At 63.4% G+C, this 16,972-nt stretch carries 15 protein-coding genes and 1 pseudogene; 4 read left to right on the forward strand and 12 right to left on the reverse strand.

The window, feature by feature from the left end; genetic code table 11:
* Nucleotides 1-116 precede the first annotated feature (116 nt).
* From GCU53_RS25360 to GCU53_RS01290, 5 genes and pseudogenes are all read right to left on the reverse strand, one after another.
* Nucleotides 117-272 carry an NHL repeat-containing protein gene (locus tag GCU53_RS25360; protein ID WP_167520013.1) on the reverse strand — a complete coding sequence of 52 codons (156 nt, stop codon included), beginning with the start codon at nucleotides 270-272 and terminating at the stop codon, nucleotides 117-119.
* Between the two features lie 724 nt (nucleotides 273-996).
* Nucleotides 997-1,890, reverse strand: a pseudogene (locus GCU53_RS01275) (aldehyde dehydrogenase family protein); the annotation flags it as partial.
* The gene (gene tpiA, locus GCU53_RS01280; RefSeq protein ID WP_152386007.1) at nucleotides 1,887-2,699 is read right to left on the reverse strand and encodes a triose-phosphate isomerase; all 813 of its coding nucleotides are present in this window, start codon (nucleotides 2,697-2,699) and stop codon (nucleotides 1,887-1,889) included. The pseudogene GCU53_RS01275 and the gene tpiA, both read right to left, overlap by 4 nt.
* Nucleotides 2,696-3,430: a pyruvate kinase gene (locus GCU53_RS01285; RefSeq protein WP_152386008.1), complete on the reverse strand. Its 735-nt coding sequence runs from the start codon at nucleotides 3,428-3,430 to the stop codon at nucleotides 2,696-2,698. Before GCU53_RS01285 ends, tpiA begins: the two co-directional genes overlap by 4 nt.
* Before the next feature lie 165 nt (nucleotides 3,431-3,595).
* A complete protein-coding gene (locus GCU53_RS01290) occupies nucleotides 3,596-4,576 on the reverse strand; it encodes an IS5 family transposase (protein ID WP_152385958.1) in 981 nt (326 codons plus the stop codon).
* A gap of 475 nt (nucleotides 4,577-5,051) precedes the next feature.
* Here GCU53_RS01290 and GCU53_RS01295 point away from each other — a divergent pair, with 475 nt between their 5' ends.
* The 3 genes from GCU53_RS01295 to GCU53_RS01305 all read left to right on the forward strand — a co-directional run bounded on the left by GCU53_RS01295 (nucleotide 5,052) and on the right by GCU53_RS01305 (nucleotide 8,519).
* Entirely contained in the window at nucleotides 5,052-6,149 is a 1,098-nt protein-coding gene (locus GCU53_RS01295) for an IS630 family transposase (RefSeq protein ID WP_152386009.1), read from the forward strand.
* An 87-nt stretch (nucleotides 6,150-6,236) separates the two neighbouring features.
* Nucleotides 6,237-7,334 (forward strand): IS630 family transposase, encoded by a 1,098-nt coding sequence (locus tag GCU53_RS01300; protein WP_152386009.1) that lies wholly within the window; start codon nucleotides 6,237-6,239, stop codon nucleotides 7,332-7,334.
* Nucleotides 7,335-7,421: 87 nt separating this feature from the next.
* Complete coding sequence (locus tag GCU53_RS01305; RefSeq protein WP_152386010.1) at nucleotides 7,422-8,519, forward strand: IS630 family transposase; 1,098 nt, start codon at nucleotides 7,422-7,424, stop codon at nucleotides 8,517-8,519.
* Between the two features lie 29 nt (nucleotides 8,520-8,548).
* Here the strand turns inward: GCU53_RS01305 and GCU53_RS01310 are convergent, their stop codons facing one another.
* From GCU53_RS01310 to GCU53_RS01335, 6 genes are all read right to left on the reverse strand, one after another.
* Complete coding sequence (locus GCU53_RS01310; protein WP_152386011.1) at nucleotides 8,549-9,856, reverse strand: MFS transporter; 1,308 nt, start codon at nucleotides 9,854-9,856, stop codon at nucleotides 8,549-8,551.
* Nucleotides 9,857-10,157: 301 nt separating this feature from the next.
* Nucleotides 10,158-10,934, reverse strand: a complete 777-nt coding sequence (gene otnI, locus GCU53_RS01315; RefSeq protein WP_152386012.1) for a 2-oxo-tetronate isomerase — start codon at nucleotides 10,932-10,934, stop codon at nucleotides 10,158-10,160.
* Between the two features lie 8 nt (nucleotides 10,935-10,942).
* Entirely contained in the window at nucleotides 10,943-11,584 is a 642-nt protein-coding gene (gene otnC / locus GCU53_RS01320; RefSeq protein ID WP_152386013.1) for a 3-oxo-tetronate 4-phosphate decarboxylase, read from the reverse strand.
* Entirely contained in the window at nucleotides 11,581-12,858 is a 1,278-nt protein-coding gene (gene otnK, locus GCU53_RS01325; protein ID WP_152386014.1) for a 3-oxo-tetronate kinase, read from the reverse strand. The genes otnC and otnK overlap by 4 nt, the downstream gene beginning before the upstream one ends.
* A gap of 3 nt (nucleotides 12,859-12,861) precedes the next feature.
* A complete protein-coding gene (ltnD, locus tag GCU53_RS01330; RefSeq protein ID WP_152386015.1) occupies nucleotides 12,862-13,770 on the reverse strand; it encodes an L-threonate dehydrogenase in 909 nt (302 codons plus the stop codon).
* Between the two features lie 4 nt (nucleotides 13,771-13,774).
* Nucleotides 13,775-14,509, reverse strand: a complete 735-nt coding sequence (locus GCU53_RS01335; protein ID WP_208845421.1) for a FadR/GntR family transcriptional regulator — start codon at nucleotides 14,507-14,509, stop codon at nucleotides 13,775-13,777.
* A gap of 173 nt (nucleotides 14,510-14,682) precedes the next feature.
* On the opposite strand from GCU53_RS01335, the gene denD reads away from it, so the two are divergent.
* Nucleotides 14,683-15,642 (forward strand): D-erythronate dehydrogenase, encoded by a 960-nt coding sequence (gene denD / locus GCU53_RS01340; protein ID WP_152386016.1) that lies wholly within the window; start codon nucleotides 14,683-14,685, stop codon nucleotides 15,640-15,642.
* A gap of 66 nt (nucleotides 15,643-15,708) precedes the next feature.
* Here denD and GCU53_RS01345 read toward each other — a convergent pair whose 3' ends face one another.
* Entirely contained in the window at nucleotides 15,709-16,971 is a 1,263-nt protein-coding gene (locus tag GCU53_RS01345; protein WP_152386017.1) for an OprD family porin, read from the reverse strand.
* Between the last annotated feature and the right edge of the window lies 1 nt (nucleotide 16,972).

Consider the following 16,972-nt stretch of genomic DNA (forward strand, 5'->3'; position numbering starts at 1 on the left):
CGTTATATTAATCCGGCAATACAATAGGGCACTTTCTGTATTTTGGTTTCTCCTTGAAAATCAAGGATATATGCCGATACTGGTATGAGCCTTATTTGTGCTTTCGTATTGCCGGATTAATAGCTAGACCCTGCCATCAGGATCCTGCCATCGGCTTGTAGGGCTAAGTCATAGCTGAAATCGTCACCTCCTTCTATATCTACAAGCATCTTGCCGGTGGTTGTGCGAGTGGTGAGGCTCGATGCGGTATTGCTCGGTGTCGATGTTTTCATTCAACAATCCTTGTATAGTCGGTTGTTTTTAAGGAACGTCAGTCGAAGTTATTTGCCCTTATTCGAGGAGGAGTAGGCAATAGTCTCCTGATAGACCAGGCCCCTTTCCAGTAGGCGCGCCATCTATTGCCAATTTTTTGCAGTCTGGGTAGGCAACAAAGCTTTAATGAGTGTGAGTGACCAATGAAAGCCCGGGCTGTACGAGATCAATGCAATGGAGAGAAGAAACCATCCATTTTGTTGGGTGTCAGACTTGGCTATAACTTCAGCAGCCTGTCGATAAGGGTTCACCGGAGTATTTGCAAAAAGCGTTTTTTAATTAGCTGGGTTTTCTTGGAAAACACCAAGTCTGTTTGGCTGCCTCTCTTGCAGCAGTACTCTCAAGACTGTGTTTTCCTGGCCAAGTTCCGTCTTAAAGAGGGCGGTGACAAAATCTGGGTGCAACACCTGGCCGGCTGCTGGCGACGCACTTCATCGAACAGATCAATCCGTCCAAGGGTTTCATCAGCGTGCAGAGCGTGGCCACTGTCTGATGTCCCGGATCGACTTCGCCGTGCATGCCGTCGGCTGGCGGAGGGAAGCCGACTCCGGCCAGTTTCTGGAAAAAGGCCTGTCGTTGCGCTGAGCGAACGCTTCGTGCCCGGATAGCGAGGCGGCGAGGCATGACAGGCCTTGCAAGAGGCGCGGTCAGAACAGCGAGAGCGGGTACTGGACGATCAGCCGGTTCGGGCAGCACGATGCCGGGGTTCTTGGCGTCCAGGCCGAGCGCGGCGCGCAGGCGGTGCGGGCGCGGGTGGAGTTTCTTCAGGTCGCTGGCGCCCTTGTTGGTGCCGATGAAGGCGAACACGTCGATCTTCCCGGTTTCCATCAGCGCGCTGACGGTCTCGCGGCCGCGGCCGTAGATGACGTTGATCACCCCGGCCGGGAAGCTGTCGCGGAACGCCTCGAGCAGCGGGCGGATCAAGAGCACGCCGAACTTGGCCGGCTTGAACACCACGGTGTTGCCCATGATCAGCGCCGGGATCAGGGTGGTGAAGGTCTCGTTCAGCGGGTAGTTGTAGGGGCCCATGCACAGCGCCACGCCCAGCGGCACGCGGCGGATCTGGCCGAGGGTACCCTGCTCCAGCTCGAAGCGGCTGGAGCGGCGGTCCAGCTCCTTGAGCTCGTGGATGGTGTCGACGATGTAGTCGCAGGTGCGGTCGAACTCCTTCTCGGAGTCCTTGAGGTTTTTGCCGATCTCCCACATCAGCAGCTTGACCACCGCCTCGCGCTGCTCGCGCATGCGGGCGAGGAAGGTCTCGACGTGCTGGATTCGCTCGGCCACCGGCATGGTCGGCCACAGGCCCTGGCCGTTGTCGTAGGCCTTGACCGCGGCGTCCAGGGCGGTCAGCGCAGCGTCGGCGTCGAGCAGCGGGGTGCTGCCGAGGACGACCTGCTCATCGCCCTTGTCGGTCTTCAGGTGGATGGGGCTGCGCACGGCGGCCAGCGGGCCTTCCCAGCGGCGCAGCGCGCCGTCGACCAGGTACTCGCGCTGCTTGATGGGTGCGCCCAGGCGGTAGGGCTCGGGAAGCTCGGCGGCAGAGGGGAAAAGGTTGTGCAGACGGCTTTCGGTACTCATCGTTGTGGTCTCTCTTGTTCTTGTTCTTGTTCTTGTTCTTGTTCTTGTTCTTGTTGTGGGCTGGCAGCCTGGCAGATCGCGGCGAACGCCGCCGCCTCCAGCGAGGCGCCACCGATCAGCCCGCCGTCGATGTCCGGCTGGGCGAACAGCGCTCTAGCGTTGTCGGCCTTGACGCTGCCGCCGTAGAGGAGCGGCGTGGCGGCGGCCCGCTCGAGGTCGAACTCGCCGAGCAGCGCGCGGATGTGTCGGTGCACTGCCTGGGCCTGTTCCGGGCTGGCGGTCTCGCCGCTGCCGATGGCCCATACCGGCTCGTAGGCGATCACCCCGGCGGCGAGGCCCTGGATGCCCGAGCGGCGCAGGACCGCCTGCAACTGGGCGGACACCACCTGCTCGGTCTGGCCCTGGCGGCGCTGCGCCAGCGTCTCGCCGACGCAGAGCACCGGCACCAGGCCGGTCCGCAGCGCCATGGCGAACTTCTCCGCCACCACCTCGTCGCACTCGCCGAACAGGCTGCGCCGCTCCGAGTGGCCGACCAGCACGAAGCGGCAGCCCAGCTCGCGGAGCATCCCGGCGCCGACCTCGCCGGTGAAGGCGCCTTTCTCCAGGCTATGCAGGCTCTGCGCGCCCAGCGCCACGCCGGAGCCCTCCAGCAGGGCAGCGACCTGCGCCAGGTAGGGGAAGGGCGGGCAGACCGCCACCTCGACGCCCTGCAGCGCCGCCAGCTGCGGCAGCAGTTCGTCCAGCAGGCGCCGATTGGCGGCCTGGCCGCCGTTCATCTTCCAGTTGCCGATGACCAGCTTCCGGCTCATGCCGCACCTCCGCAGCAACGCCGCTTCAGCAGGGCCGAGGCGTCATAGGGCGCCTTGCCCTTCAGTTCTTCCTTGATGCGCAGCAGCTGGTTGTACTTGCCCACCCGGTCCGAGCGGCACAGCGAGCCGGTCTTGATCTGCCCGGCGCGGGTCGCCACCGCCAGGTAGTCGACCTGCATGCTCGCGGCGGTCTTGATGTCCGCGCAGTCCTTGTCGGTCAGCGCCGAGGCGGACAGGCCGCCGCCCTGACGGTTGATGCCCTTGTTGTTGGACAGCGGGCCGGCGACCAGCACCTCGCAGACCAGCTGGGTGGCTTCGACCTTGAGGGTCTTGAGCACCACGCGGCCGTCGTCGAGCAGCAGGATGTCGCCGGGCTTGCTGTCGGTGATCAGCGCCTCGTAGTCGATGCCCACGCGGCTGGCGTCGCCGGCGTTCTTGTCCAGGGCGGCGTCGAGGATGAACTGCTGGCCCTTCTCCAGCATCACCTTGCCTTCGGCGAAGCGCGAGATGCGGATCTTCGGCCCCTGCAGGTCGGCGAGGATGGCGACGAAGCGCCCGTGCTTGGCGGCCATCTCGCGGACCAGGGCGGCGCGGGCCATGTGCTCCTCGGCCTTGCCGTGGGAGAAGTTCAGGCGCACCACGTCGACGCCGGCCTTGATCAGGCCTTCGAGGACTTCGGGGGTTTCGGTGGCTGGGCCGAGGGTGGCGACGATCTTTGTTCTACGCAGCATGGCGTTCATTCCTCTAGGGATGGTCTGAAGTAGTCATGTATTTCTGGCTGACTTCAGCCCCCCGCCGACTTTGAAAGCGGAGAATCGATCAAAAACGATCAGATCACCCGCTCGTTTCTGCGTTTTTTAGCTGCCGCGAGCACGTCGCAGCAACCGTTTCCCGCATTACAGGCGCACCTCTCCTGCATTCGCCAGTAAATATCGGCGCGCCATCCACAGATTCGACAAGGCGAACAGCGTCACCAACTGTGACGTGTTTTTGGCCAATCCCCGGAAGCGCACCTTGGTGTAGCCAAACTGGCGCTTGATCACGCGGAACGGATGTTCGACCTTGGCTCGTACCTGGGCCTTGGCCTTCTCGATCTTGCGGATCGCTTTGTATAAGGCGCTACGCTTGCCATGCTTCTTGTAGGTACTGCGCCGGGCCGCGACCTGCCAGATGACCTGCCGACCTTCATGCTCGGGGCGCTTCTCTACGCCGGTATAGCCCGCATCGGCACTCACTACGTTTTCCTCGCCATGCAGCAGTTGGTCGACTTGGGTGACATCTGCCACGTTGGCTGCCGTGACCACCACGCTGTGCACCAGACCCGACTCAGCGTCGGCACCAATGTGAGCTTTTGCGCCGAAGTAGTACTGGTTGCCCTTCTTCGTCGAGTGCATTTCCGGGTCGCGCTTGCCGTCCTTGTTCTTCGTCGAGCTCGGCGCATGGATCAGGGTGGCGTCGACAATGGTGCCCTGGCGCAGCGACAGTCCGCGCTCGCCCAGATAGCCGTTGATCACCTCCAGTATTCCCCCGGCCAGTTCGTGCTTCTCCAGCAGGCGACGGAAGTTGAGGAGGGTCGTTTCGTCCGGGATGCGCTCCAGGCTCAGGCCGGCGAACTGGCGCAGGAGAGTGGTTTCGTACAGCGCTTCCTCCATCGCCGGATCGCTGTAGCCGAACCAGTTCTGCATCAGGTGCACGCGCAGCATGGCTGCCAGCGGGTAGGCGGGCCGACCGCCTTCGCCCTTGGGATAGTAGGGCTCGATCAGGGCGATCAGCCCCTGCCACGGCACCACCTGGTCCATCTCGAGCAGGAAGCGCTCGCGGCGGGTCTGCTTGCGCTTGCCGGCATACTCGGCATCGGCGAAGGACAGTTGCTTCATCGGGAAACTCGGACAAGGGAGCGGGTGTATTTCACCAGAATCGGGAAGTCTTTTTCAGGATTTCCCTAGGGAAGTAGTTGTTCTGTAAAAAAATCAAGTGGAACGGCTGATAAAAAGGATTTGCCGGCAATATCTGGCGCGGCGAGCCAGAAGTTCGCACACTGTTTTTGATTGGCAAGCTCAAGTCTTCGCCAAAGGCATCACAATGAACATGCGACTCGCATCCGCCAGTGGGATTGTTAAGAACTTCGCAAGTTGCTCTGGGCGCGCAGGTTCGAGCGCTCGCTCAGGAAATTCGCAATGAGCCTGAGTGTTGTATCGTCAAAGCGGAGAGTTGCAACTTTGCGAGCTGTTCCCGATGCACAAGTTCAAATGAATGAACTTGCGCATCGCACCACTAGTGTGGTGAATCACAACTACTCAGGATAAGACTTGTCTACCGCGGAGCTGGCAGAGTTTTTTCGGAGGGCATGCGATGAAAACAGGCCGCCCAGCCGTTCGGATCGAACTGACCGAACAAGAGCATGCCGAACTCACCCGCCGCCGAGCCAGGCACAAGGGGCCTGCCGATATGCAGCTGCGCGCCGAGATCATTCTGTCCTGCGCTCGAGGCGAGTCCGGCTCTTCCATTGCTCGACGGCTCGGCATTACGGCGCAAACCGTTTCGAGGTGGCGCCTTCGCTTCGCCCGTTTGGGCCTGCAAGGCCTCAATGACGAGCCGCGCTCAGGCCGCCCACGCAGCATCAGTGATGAAAAGGTCCAGGAAGTGGTCGACCGGGTGCGGCAGACCCGGCCCGACGATGCCAGCCATTGGAGCTCGCGCCGGATGAGCAAGGCCACCCATATTTCACCGGCGAGCGTACAGCGTATCTGGCGAGCCTTCGGGCTCAAGCCTCACCTGGAGCACACCTTCAAGCTGTCCACCGATCCTGCCTTTGTCGACAAGGTGCAGGATATCGTAGGGCTCTACCTGAATCCGCCGGATAAAGCGCTGGTACTGTGCGTCGATGAGAAAAGCCAGATCCAGGCGCTCAATCGAACACAGCCGGGGCTGCCGCTGGAGCCTGGGTATCCGGCGACCCGTACCCATGATTATCAGCGCCATGGCACGACGTCCTTGTTTGCCGCCCTGGATGTGGCCACCGGCGAGGTGATCGGACGTCTCAAGCGCCGTCACCGCAGCGCAGAATTCCTGGAGTTTCTCAGGGCCATCGAGGAAACGGTCGAGAGCGACAAGGCCATACACCTGATCATGGATAACTATGCCGTGCACAAGACCGACAAGGTGCGTGCCTGGCTTGTCGCACACCCGCGTTATCACGTGCATTTCACCCCGACGTCTGCGTCATGGCTGAATCTGGTGGAGCGCTTTTTCTCGATGCTCACCCAGAAGTGGATAAAGCGCCAGGCCCATACCAGCGTGAAGGATCTCGAGCAGTCCATCGAGTATTACCTGGCGACCTACAACCAGAATCCAAGGCCCTTCCGCTGGCGTAAGGGAGCAGGTGAAATCCTGGCCTCTGTCGGCAGGGCTGCTCGAGCCTTGCAAAGAAATAATGAAGCGAACTTGTGATTCACCACACTAGTGTGGTGAATCACAACTACTCAGGATAAGACTTGTCTACCGCGGAGCTGGCAGAGTTTTTTCGGAGGGCATGCGATGAAAACAGGCCGCCCAGCCGTTCGGATCGAACTGACCGAACAAGAGCATGCCGAACTCACCCGCCGCCGAGCCAGGCACAAGGGGCCTGCCGATATGCAGCTGCGCGCCGAGATCATTCTGTCCTGCGCTCGAGGCGAGTCCGGCTCTTCCATTGCTCGACGGCTCGGCATTACGGCGCAAACCGTTTCGAGGTGGCGCCTTCGCTTCGCCCGTTTGGGCCTGCAAGGCCTCAATGACGAGCCGCGCTCAGGCCGCCCACGCAGCATCAGTGATGAAAAGGTCCAGGAAGTGGTCGACCGGGTGCGGCAGACCAGGCCCGACGATGCCAGTCATTGGAGCTCGCGCCGGATGAGCAAGGCCACCCATATTTCACCGGCGAGCGTACAGCGTATCTGGCGAGCCTTCGGGCTCAAGCCTCACCTGGAGCACACCTTCAAGCTGTCCACCGATCCCGCCTTTGTCGACAAGGTGCAGGATATCGTAGGGCTCTACCTGAATCCGCCGGATAAGGCGCTGGTACTGTGCGTCGATGAGAAAAGCCAGATCCAGGCGCTCAATCGAACACAGCCGGGGCTGCCGCTGGAGCCTGGGTATCCGGCGACCCGTACCCATGATTATCAGCGCCATGGCACGACGTCCTTGTTTGCCGCCCTGGATGTGGCCACCGGCGAGGTGATCGGACGTCTCAAGCGCCGTCACCGCAGCGCAGAATTCCTGGAGTTTCTCAGGGCCATCGAGGAAACGGTCGAGAGCGACAAGGCCATACACCTGATCATGGATAACTATGCCGTGCACAAGACCGACAAGGTGCGTGCCTGGCTTGTCGCACACCCGCGTTATCACGTGCATTTCACCCCGACGTCTGCGTCATGGCTGAATCTGGTGGAGCGCTTTTTCTCGATGCTCACCCAGAAGTGGATAAAGCGCCAGGCCCATACCAGCGTGAAGGATCTCGAGCAGTCCATCGAGTATTACCTGGCGACCTACAACCAGAATCCAAGGCCCTTCCGCTGGCGTAAGGGAGCAGGTGAAATCCTGGCCTCTGTCGGCAGGGCTGCTCGAGCCTTGCAAAGAAATAATGAAGCGAACTTGTGATTCACCACACTAGTGTGGTGAATCACAACTACTCAGGATAAGTCTTGTCTGCCGCGGAGCTGGCAGAGTTTTTTCGGAGGGCATGCGATGAAAACAGGCCGCCCAGCCGTTCGGATCGAACTGACCGAACACGAGCATGCCGAACTCACCCGCCGCCGAGCCAGGCACAAGGGGCCTGCCGATATGCAGCTGCGCGCCGAGATCATTCTGTCCTGCGCTCGAGGCGAGTCCGGCTCTTCCATTGCTCGACGGCTCGGCATTACGGCGCAAACCGTTTCGAGGTGGCGCCTTCGCTTCGCCCGTTTGGGCCTGCAAGGCCTCAATGACGAGCCGCGCTCAGGCCGCCCACGCAGCATCAGTGATGAAAAGGTCCAGGAAGTGGTCGACCGGGTGCGGCAGACCCGGCCCGACGATGCCAGTCATTGGAGCTCGCGCCGGATGAGCAAGGCCACCCATATTTCACCGGCGAGCGTACAGCGTATCTGGCGAGCCTTCGGGCTCAAGCCTCACCTGGAGCACACCTTCAAGCTGTCCACCGATCCTGCCTTTGTCGACAAGGTGCAGGATATCGTAGGGCTCTACCTGAATCCGCCGGATAAAGCGCTGGTACTGTGCGTCGATGAGAAAAGCCAGATCCAGGCGCTCAATCGAACACAGCCGGGGCTGCCGCTGGAGCCTGGGTATCCGGCGACCCGTACCCATGATTATCAGCGCCATGGCACGACGTCCTTGTTTGCCGCCCTGGATGTGGCCACCGGCGAGGTGATCGGACGTCTCAAGCGCCGTCACCGCAGCGCAGAATTCCTGGAGTTTCTCAGGGCCATCGAGGAAACGGTCGAGAGCGACAAGGCCATCCACCTGATCATGGATAACTATGCCGTGCACAAGACCGACAAGGTGCGTGCCTGGCTTGTCGCGCACCCGCGTTATCACGTGCATTTCACCCCGACGTCTGCGTCATGGCTGAATCTGGTGGAGCGCTTTTTCTCGATGCTCACCCAGAAGTGGATAAAGCGCCAGGCCCATACCAGCGTGAAGGATCTCGAGCAGTCCATCGAGTATTACCTGGCGACCTACAACCAGAATCCAAGGCCTTTCCGCTGGAGTAAGGGAGCAGGTGAAATCCTGGCCTCTGTCGGCAGGGCTGCTCGAGCCTTGCAAAGAAATAATGAAGCGAACTTGTGATTCACCACACTAGCCAAATGAAACGATCACTATCCTTGCTCGGCCAGGCGAGTAGATTGCTGATGGATCATTTTCCTTTCGAGCTTGAAGTAGATGAGGGCGGTGAGTAGCACACCGAAGATTTCTACCGCTGCGAGGAAGTAGAGACCCGCCGTCAGGCTGCCGGTGTATTCCTTGAGGGCGCCGATGCCGAATGGCCCCAGGTAGCCGCCCAGGTTGCCGATCGAGTTGATCAGGGCGATACCGGCCGCGGCGCCGGCGCCGGTGAGGAAGCGTCCCGGCAGTGTCCAGAAGATGGCGGTGCCGGAGAAAATGGTGAAGGCCGTCAGGCTCAGCGCCATCAGTTGCATCGCCGGCAGGGTTGCCCAAGCGCTCAGGAACATCCCCAGTGCCCCCAGGAAGTACAGCGCGGAGAGGTGGCCATAACGATCGTTCAGGCGGTCCGAACTGCGCGGCATGATCAGCAGACCGATGATGCCGAACACGTAGGGCACTGCCGAGATGAAGCCAGTGATCAGCGTGCTGTTGCCGAACTGGTTCACCAGGGTCGGCAGCCACAGGCTGAGACCATAGTTGCTCAGGGTGACCGGCAGGTAGAGCAGCGCCAGCAGCAGCACGCGGGCGTCTTTCAGGGCATGCAGGGGATTGCTGTGCTCGGTCTGGCCGTACTCCTTGCGGTCAGCCTCCAGCTGCTTGTCCAGCCACCGGCGATCCGCTCCCGGAAGCCAGCGTGCCTGGGCCGGCGTATCCGGCAGGATGCGCAGGGTCGGCCAGGCCAGCAGCATGGCCGGGAGGCCGATCGAGAGCATCAGCCACTGCCAGCCGGCCAGATCGTAGATGCCGTTCAGACCCAGCAGCGCCCCGGACAGGGGGCCGGTGATCATCAAGGCAATGGGCTGAGCCAGAATGAACAGGCCGAGCACCTTGCCGCGATGGCGAACCGGATACCAGCGGGTGATGTAGTAGAGGACGCCGGGGAAGAAGCCCGCCTCGGCAGCGCCCAGCAGGAAGCGCATCGCATAGAAGCTGTAGGGACCTTGTATCAGTGCCATACAGGCCGTGATCGCACCCCAGGTGATGAGGATGCGGGCGAACCAGCGCCGCGCGCCGAAGCGCTCGAGCATCAGGTTGCTGGGTACTTCGAAGATGAAATAGCCGATGAAGAACAGGCCGGCACCGAAGCCGTAGGCGATATCGCTGATCCCGAGATCGGCCGCCATGTGCAACTTGGCGAAGCCGACTGCGGAACGGTCGATGAACGCGACCATGTAGAGCAGAATCAGGAAAGGAATAAGCCGGAGCGTAATTGTACGAATTATCTGTTTTTCCGGATTCATGGCAAAACCTCCGATTGTTGTTTTTATGGATGTTTTTTATAGGCCCGTCCCCTTTATGGGGAAGTGGCCGAGCACACGTTTCGTCTAGCGTCGATGCCAAATTGGGCAAAGCCGACTGCGGGTCGCTCGATAGAGGCGACCATATAGAGCAAGATCGAGAAAAGAGTAAGTGTTAATGTGGTTGTGCGAATTATTTATTCGCTAGGATTCATGACGAAAATCTCCTGTTGTTATTTGCGGCTTTAATAAGCCATTCCTTTTTTAAGGAAGAATGGCAAAGCGAAGTTACTTCACGAAGCCATCAACGCCATCGGGAATACCAGCCGAGCCCTGCTTCGGTGAGACCCCGTGGCGAGTATTCGCAGCCGATCCAGCCGTCGTAGCCGCAGTCGTCGAGGAGCTGGTAGAGATAGGGGTAGTTGACCTCGCCGGTATCCGGCTCGTGCCGGTCCGGAACCCCGGCGATCTGCACGTGCCCCACGCCGGCCTGGAAGCGCCGGTAGGTGGTGGCTAGATCGCCTTCCATGATCTGCGCATGGAAGAAGTCCATCTGCACCTTGAGGTTGGGCTCGCCGAGTTCGGCGAGGATGGCGTGGCCCTCGGCCTGGCGGTTGATGAAATAGCCGGGAATGCTGCGCGAGTTGATCGGCTCGATCAGCAGGGTCAGGTCGTGCTCCTGCAGGCGACGCGCGGCATAACGCAGGTTCTCCAGGTATTGCGCGCGCATTCGCGGGCGCATTTCCTCATTCGCGACCAGACCGGCCATGACATGCAGGCGCGTGCAGCCCAGCGCGCGGGCGTAGTCGATGGCACGATCCACGCCTTCGCGGAATTCCGCCGCGCGGCCGGGCAGCGCCGCCAGGCCGCGCTCGCCGGCGGCGAAGTCGCCGGGCGGCATGTTGAACAGCACCTGGTTCAGGCCGTGCCTGTCGAGCTGTTCGGCGATCTGCTCGGCCGGGTAGTCATAGGGAAACAGGAACTCGACCCCCCTGAACCCAGCCGCCGCGGCGCGGGCGAAGCGGTCGAGGAAGGGCGCGTCGTTGAACAGCATGCTGAGGTTGGCGGCGAATCTGGGCATGGGGCATCTCACCATTGGGCGCCGAAGGTCTGGCGCAGTTCTTCGATTTGTTCTTCATCGAGCAGGCGCACCGGCTGCTGGCGCAGCAGCAGGAACAGCTTGGCCGTCTCTTCCAGTTCTTCGATGGCGTAGCCGGCCGCCTCCAGGGTCTTGCCGGACACCAGGGGGCCATGGTTGGCCAGCAGCACCGCGCTGTGCTTGCCGACCAGGCCGCTGATCGCCTCGCCGAGGCGCGGGTCGCCTGGGCGGTGATAGGGAACCAGCGGCAGCCGGCCGACGCGCATGACGAAGTAGGGCGTCAGCGGCGGCAGGGCGGAGTGGGGGTCCAGGCAGTCCAGGCAGGACACTGCCGCCGAGTGGGTGCAGTGCAGGTGGACGATGGCCCCGGAGTCCTCGCGCCCGGCATAGACCGCATGGTGCAGGAAGGCCTCCTTGGAGGCCGGCTTGCCCGCCAGATGGTTGCCTTCCCAGTCGAGCTTGGCGATGTCGTTCGGATCGAGCTCGCCCAGGCAGGCGTTGGTGGGGGTGAGCAGCCAGCCGTCGTCCAGGCGCGCGCTGATGTTGCCCGAGGAGCCCGGGCTCAGGCCGCGCATGTGCAGGGAGCGGCCGATCTTGACGATCTCCTCGCGCAGTCGGGTTTCCTTGCTCATGCCTGCATCCCCCAGGCTTTGACCATGAAATCGGCGCTGCCGAAATTGCCGGACTTCAGGGCCAGGCTCAGGGGACGACCTCCGCTGGACAGGGGCTGCGTCCAGGGCACGCCGGGATCGATGCTCGGACCGATGCCCAGGCCCGCGATATCCAGTGCGCCGACCACGGCACCGGAGGTTTCCCCGCCGGCCACCAGGAGCTGGCCGACGTCCTGCTCCTGCACCAGGGTACGGGCGATGCTCGCCAGGGCCTGCTCGACACGCTCGCCGACCTGCTGGGTGCCGAACTGCTCCTGGACCCTGCGTACCTCTTCGGGGGAACTGCTGGCATAGATCAGCACCGGAGTCGCGGCATCCTGGCGGGCAGCCCAGGCGATGGCCTCATCGATCAGGGCGGTGCCGCGCGCCATCAGCGCGCCTGCTTCGAGGCGGAAGGACGGGTAGTGCGCCTTGGCCTCGGCGATCTGCGCGAGGGTGGCCTTGGAGCAACTGCCGCTGAGGATCGCCCGGCGGCCGTGGGGGGGCTCCAGGCGGTCGGCGGTGGCGGCCGCGGTCAGGACGCCCCGCTCGCGCCAGGCGCTGGCCAGGCCCAGGGCCAGGCCCGAGCCGGCGGTGACCAGGGGCAGGTCGAGGCAGGCCTTGCCCAGCACCTCCAGGTCGCTGTTGTCGATGGCGTCGCAGATGGCGATGCCGACGCCTTCGGCGCTCAGGGCGGCGATCCGCATCCGAGTGGCCTCGACACCGGCGCGCAGGCTGCGGTAGTCGATCAGGCCGACGGGGCGGCGGGTCTGCGGCTGCAGGACACGCAGCAGGTTGGCATCGCGCATGGGGGTCAGCGGATGGTCCTGCATGCCGCTTTCATTCAGCAGCACGTCATTGGCGAACAGGTAGCCGTTGAACACACTGCGGCGGTTTTCCGGAAAGGCTGGGCAGGCCACGGTGAAGCGGCTGCCGAGGGCGTCGAGCAGGGCATCGCTGACCGGGCCGATGTTGCCGTCGGCAGTCGAGTCGAAGGTCGAGCAGTATTTGAAGTAGAACTGCCGGCAGCCCTGGCTCCGCAGCCAGGCCAGCGCCGCTAGGGACTGGGCGACGGCCTCCTCGGCAGGCAGGGTGCGCGATTTCAGGGCCACCACTAGGGCATCGGCATCCCCGGTCGGCAGGGGCCGGTCCGGTATGCCGATGGTCTGCACGGTGCGGGCGCCACCCCTGACCAGCATGCTGGCCAGGTCGGTGGCGCCGGTGAAGTCGTCGGCGATACATCCGAGTAGCGGCATCGCTCAGCCCTCCGTGCCGTCGTGGGGCAGGCGGATGCCGGGGAAAATCTTCGCCACGGCGATGTCGTCCTCGCGACCGAAGCCGGCGGCCGAGGCCTGCTTGAACATCTGGTGCGCGCTGGCCGTCAGCGGCAGCGGGAAGAGCGCGTCCTGGGCACTGTCCAGCACCAGACCGAGATCCTTGACGAAGATGTTCACCGCCGAGCGCGGCTGGTAGTCGCCGGCCAGCAGGTGGGGCACGCGGTTCTCGAACATCCAGGAGTTGCCGGCGCTGTGGCTGATGACTTCGTAGAGCGTGGCCGGATCGCAGCCCTGGCGGATGCCGTAGGCCATGGCCTCGGCCGCGGCGGCGATGTGCACCCCGGCCAGCAACTGGTTGACCAGCTTGATTTGCGAGCCCTGGCCGGCCTCGTTGCCGAGCCGGTAGACCTTGGTCGCGACGGCCGCAAGCGCCGCCTCGGCGCGCTGGAAGGCCTTTTCCGGACCTGAGGCCATGATCGTGAGTTCACCCTTGGCCGCCCGCTGTGCGCCTCCGGAGATCGGCGCGTCGATCATCGGCAACTGGTGCTCCGCCAGGCGCTCGGCGATACGCCGGGCCGCCTGGGCGGAAATCGTCGCACAGGTCAGAACGACGCTGCCGGGCTTGAGACGTGCGGCGATGCCTTGCTCGCCGAACAGCACCTGCTCGGTCTGTTCGGCGTTGACCACCACGATGAACAGCAGGTCGGTCGCCGCCGCATGCTCGGTCGGGCCGTTCAGTGGCTGGCCGCCTTCGCTGGCGAAGGCCGCACGGACCTCTTCGCGGATGTCGTAGCCCCAGACGGGAAGGCCGGCCCGCAGCAGCGAGCGGGCCATGCCCAGACCCATGGAGCCCAGGCCGATGACGCCGCAGGATGGCAAGGGAGTACTCATTGAATCACCTCTTTGTTGTTGGACTGTCGGATTCGTCGAGAGCGGTCTGCGCCCGGCACAGGCGCTCCTTGGCGTTTTCCAGATGGTGGCTGGCGGCCAGCCGCGCAGCTTCCGCATCGCCCGCGGCGATGGCCTCAAGGAGGCGCTGGTGCTCCTCGTCCACCTGGCGCATGTAGAGCGGATAGCGGGCCTCGTTGCGGCGGGTCACGCTGATCGCCTGGTAGAGCAGTTGGTGGAGGAAATCGATGGTGGTCAGGAAGTGCTGGTTGCCGGTGGCGACGACGATGGCGCGGTGGAAGGCGAGATCCTCGCGAACGCCGTCCTCGCCGCGCTCGACGGCTTCCTCCAGCGCTTCCAGGGCATTGCGCATGGCGCGCAGCTGCGCCTTGTCGCGATGGCGTGCCGCCAGTTCGGCCGCCTTGGTCTCCAGGGCACTGCGCAGTTCGAGAATCTCCGTCACCGATTGCACGTTGCCCTGGGGTGAAGCCAGGCGCAGGACGACCGTCGGCGTGTTGCTCACATAGGTGCCGCTGCCCTGGCGCGAGACCACCAGCTTCTCGCGCTTGAGCATCGAAATGGCTTCACGAACCACCATGCGGCTGACCCCGTACTGGTCGCACAGGCTCTGTTCGGTGGGCAGGCGGCTGCCTGCCGGCAGAGTCCCATCCTGAATCGCCTGGGTCAGGCGCTGCGCCAGACGTTCGGTGAGGTTGGGAGTGGCTTGGTTCAATGTTTCCACGGGGCTTCTCCTGGCAATCGCTCATGACGGACGGGTCCTCGGCGAGGGGGCTTTCGCCACGGTCGATTGCGCTGACCTGAAATTCATAATACAACATGACAAATGCTTGTCACGGCCTTTCATCCAAAAACAAATCGGGGCATCCCGCCCCTTCACACGAAGGTAACCACAGCATGAAAATCCTGGTCACCGGTGGTGCCGGCTTCCTGGGGAGCCGCCTCATTCAAGCCCTGCTGCAACCGGAAGCACTCGATCTCCTGCCCAGCCACGGGCGTATCGTCTCGTTGGACCTGGCACCCTATCCCTATGAGGACCCGCGGGTCGAATCGGTGGTCGGCGATATCGCCGACCCGGCGTGCCTCGCCAAGCTGGTCGATGCCGAGATCACCGTCGTCTACCACTTGGCGGCGGTCGTCAGCGGCCAGGCCGAGGCGGACTTCGACCTGGGCATGCGGGTCAACCTGGATGCCACCCGGGTGCTGTTGGAGGCCTGCCGGCTGCGCGCCAGAATGCCTACCCTGGTCTTTGCCAGTTCGCTGGCGGTGTTCGGTGGCGAGTTGCCGGACAAGGTGCCGGAGGATCTGGCGCCCCTGCCGCAGTCTTCCTATGGCGCGCAGAAGGCGATGGCCGAGCTGCTGGTCGGCGATTATTCGCGCAAGGGGTATATCGACGGTCGGGTCTGCCGCCTGCCGACCATTTCGGTGCGTCCCGGCAAGCCCAATGCGGCGGCTTCTTCGTTCGCCAGCGGGATCATCCGCGAGCCGCTCGCCGGTCTGCCGAGCAATTGCCCGGTGCCGCTGGAGACCCGCCTGTGGCTGTCTTCGCCGGACACAGTGATCGCCAACCTGCTGCATGCCGCACGCCTCAACGGCCAGGCCCTGGGCCTGCGGCGCACCCTCAACCTGCCGGGCATCAGCGTACGGGTCGGCCAGATGCTCGACAGCCTCGAACGGCTGGCCGGCCTCAAAGCCCGCGCGCTGGTCGGCCACGAGCCCGATCCGCGCATAGAACGCATCGTCTGCAGCTGGCCGGGCGACTTCGACAGCCAGCGTCCCCTGCAGCTCGGCTTCGGCGTCGATCGCGACTTCGACGCCATAGTCACGGCGCACCAGCGGTTCATGCAAAACCAGTGATCGTGGGCGCCGGGTGTGCCCGGGAGGAGGCGGCAGGCTGTGCCGCCTCCTGCACGGGGCTGTCCCTCAGAACAGCGAGAGCGGGTACTGGACGATCAGCCGGTTGTCGTCGAACCGGTTGTTCGCCCCCCAGTCGCGGCGCACCGTCGAGTTCCGCCAGCGCAGGCTCAAGGCCTTCAGCGGGCCGCTCTGCACCACGTAGCTCAGCTGCGTCTCGCGGTTCCACTCCTCGCCGTCGTCGATGGCGCCGACGTGCACGTTGGTGCCCTTGATGTAGCGGGTCATCAGGGTCAGGCCGGGCATGCCCAAGGCGGCGAAGTCGTAGTCGTAGCGCAGCTGCCAGGAGCGCTCGCGGGCGTTGTCGAAGCTGCCGTTGTAGCTGTCGTTGGCCGCGCTGCCGCCGCTGGTGCCGTTGACCCGCAGCCACTTGTCGTCGCCGCTGACCCGTTGCAGGCCCAGGTAGAAGACGTGCGCGCCGTGCTTCAGCGAGAACAGCCCGGAGAGCAGCGTGTTGTCGAGCTCGCCGGCCTGGGCGCTGCCGTCTTCCTCGCCGTCGAAGTAGCCGAGGTTGGCGCCGAGGCTCCAGTCCTTGCCCAGCGGCTGGGTATGCACGAGCTGGAAGTAGCGCTGCTTGTAGATGTCTTCCAGCTGGCCGAACCAGGCGCCGACCAGCGTGCGGTTGTCGTTGAAGGCGTATTCGGCGCCGGCGAAGCTGAAGCGGTCGGAGGTGACGCTGGAATTGCCGACCCAGCTCATGTCATTGAGGCTGCTGTCGTCGCGCGGGCTGTTGCCGCGAAAGCGTCCGCCGTAGACCGTCAGGTTCCTGATCTCCTTCGAGGTGAACATGCCGCCCTGGAAGGTCTGCGGCAGCGAGCGGCCGTCGTCGGAGCGCAGGATCGGCAGCGCCGGCGACCACTCGCCGGCCTTCACCTCGGTCTTCGAGAAGCGCAGCTTGCCGGCCACCGCCAGACGGCCGAAGTCGTCGGCCGGCGTGCCGTCCTTGCCGACCGGCAGCAGCTGGGTGCCGCCGGTGCCCTGGCCGCCGTCGAGCTTGACCGACCAGAGGCCGAGCACGTCGAGGCCGAAGCCGACCGGGCCTTCGGTGTAGCCGGACTGCAGGTCGAGGATGAAGCTCTGGGTCCATTCCTCGGCCTTGCTGCGGGTGGCGCCGTCGTCGACGAAGTTGCGGTGGATGTAGAAGTTGCGCAGGGTCAGGGTGCCCTTGGCGTCGTCGACGAAGGCCGCCTGGGCGCTGCTGCCGGCGAGCGCCAGGGCGAAGGCGAGGGCAGGGGACTGACGAAGCGGAAAGCGTAGGGTGCTGTTCTTCATA

Source organism: Azotobacter salinestris (assembly GCF_009363155.1).
Lineage (GTDB): Bacteria > Pseudomonadota > Gammaproteobacteria > Pseudomonadales > Pseudomonadaceae > Azotobacter > Azotobacter salinestris.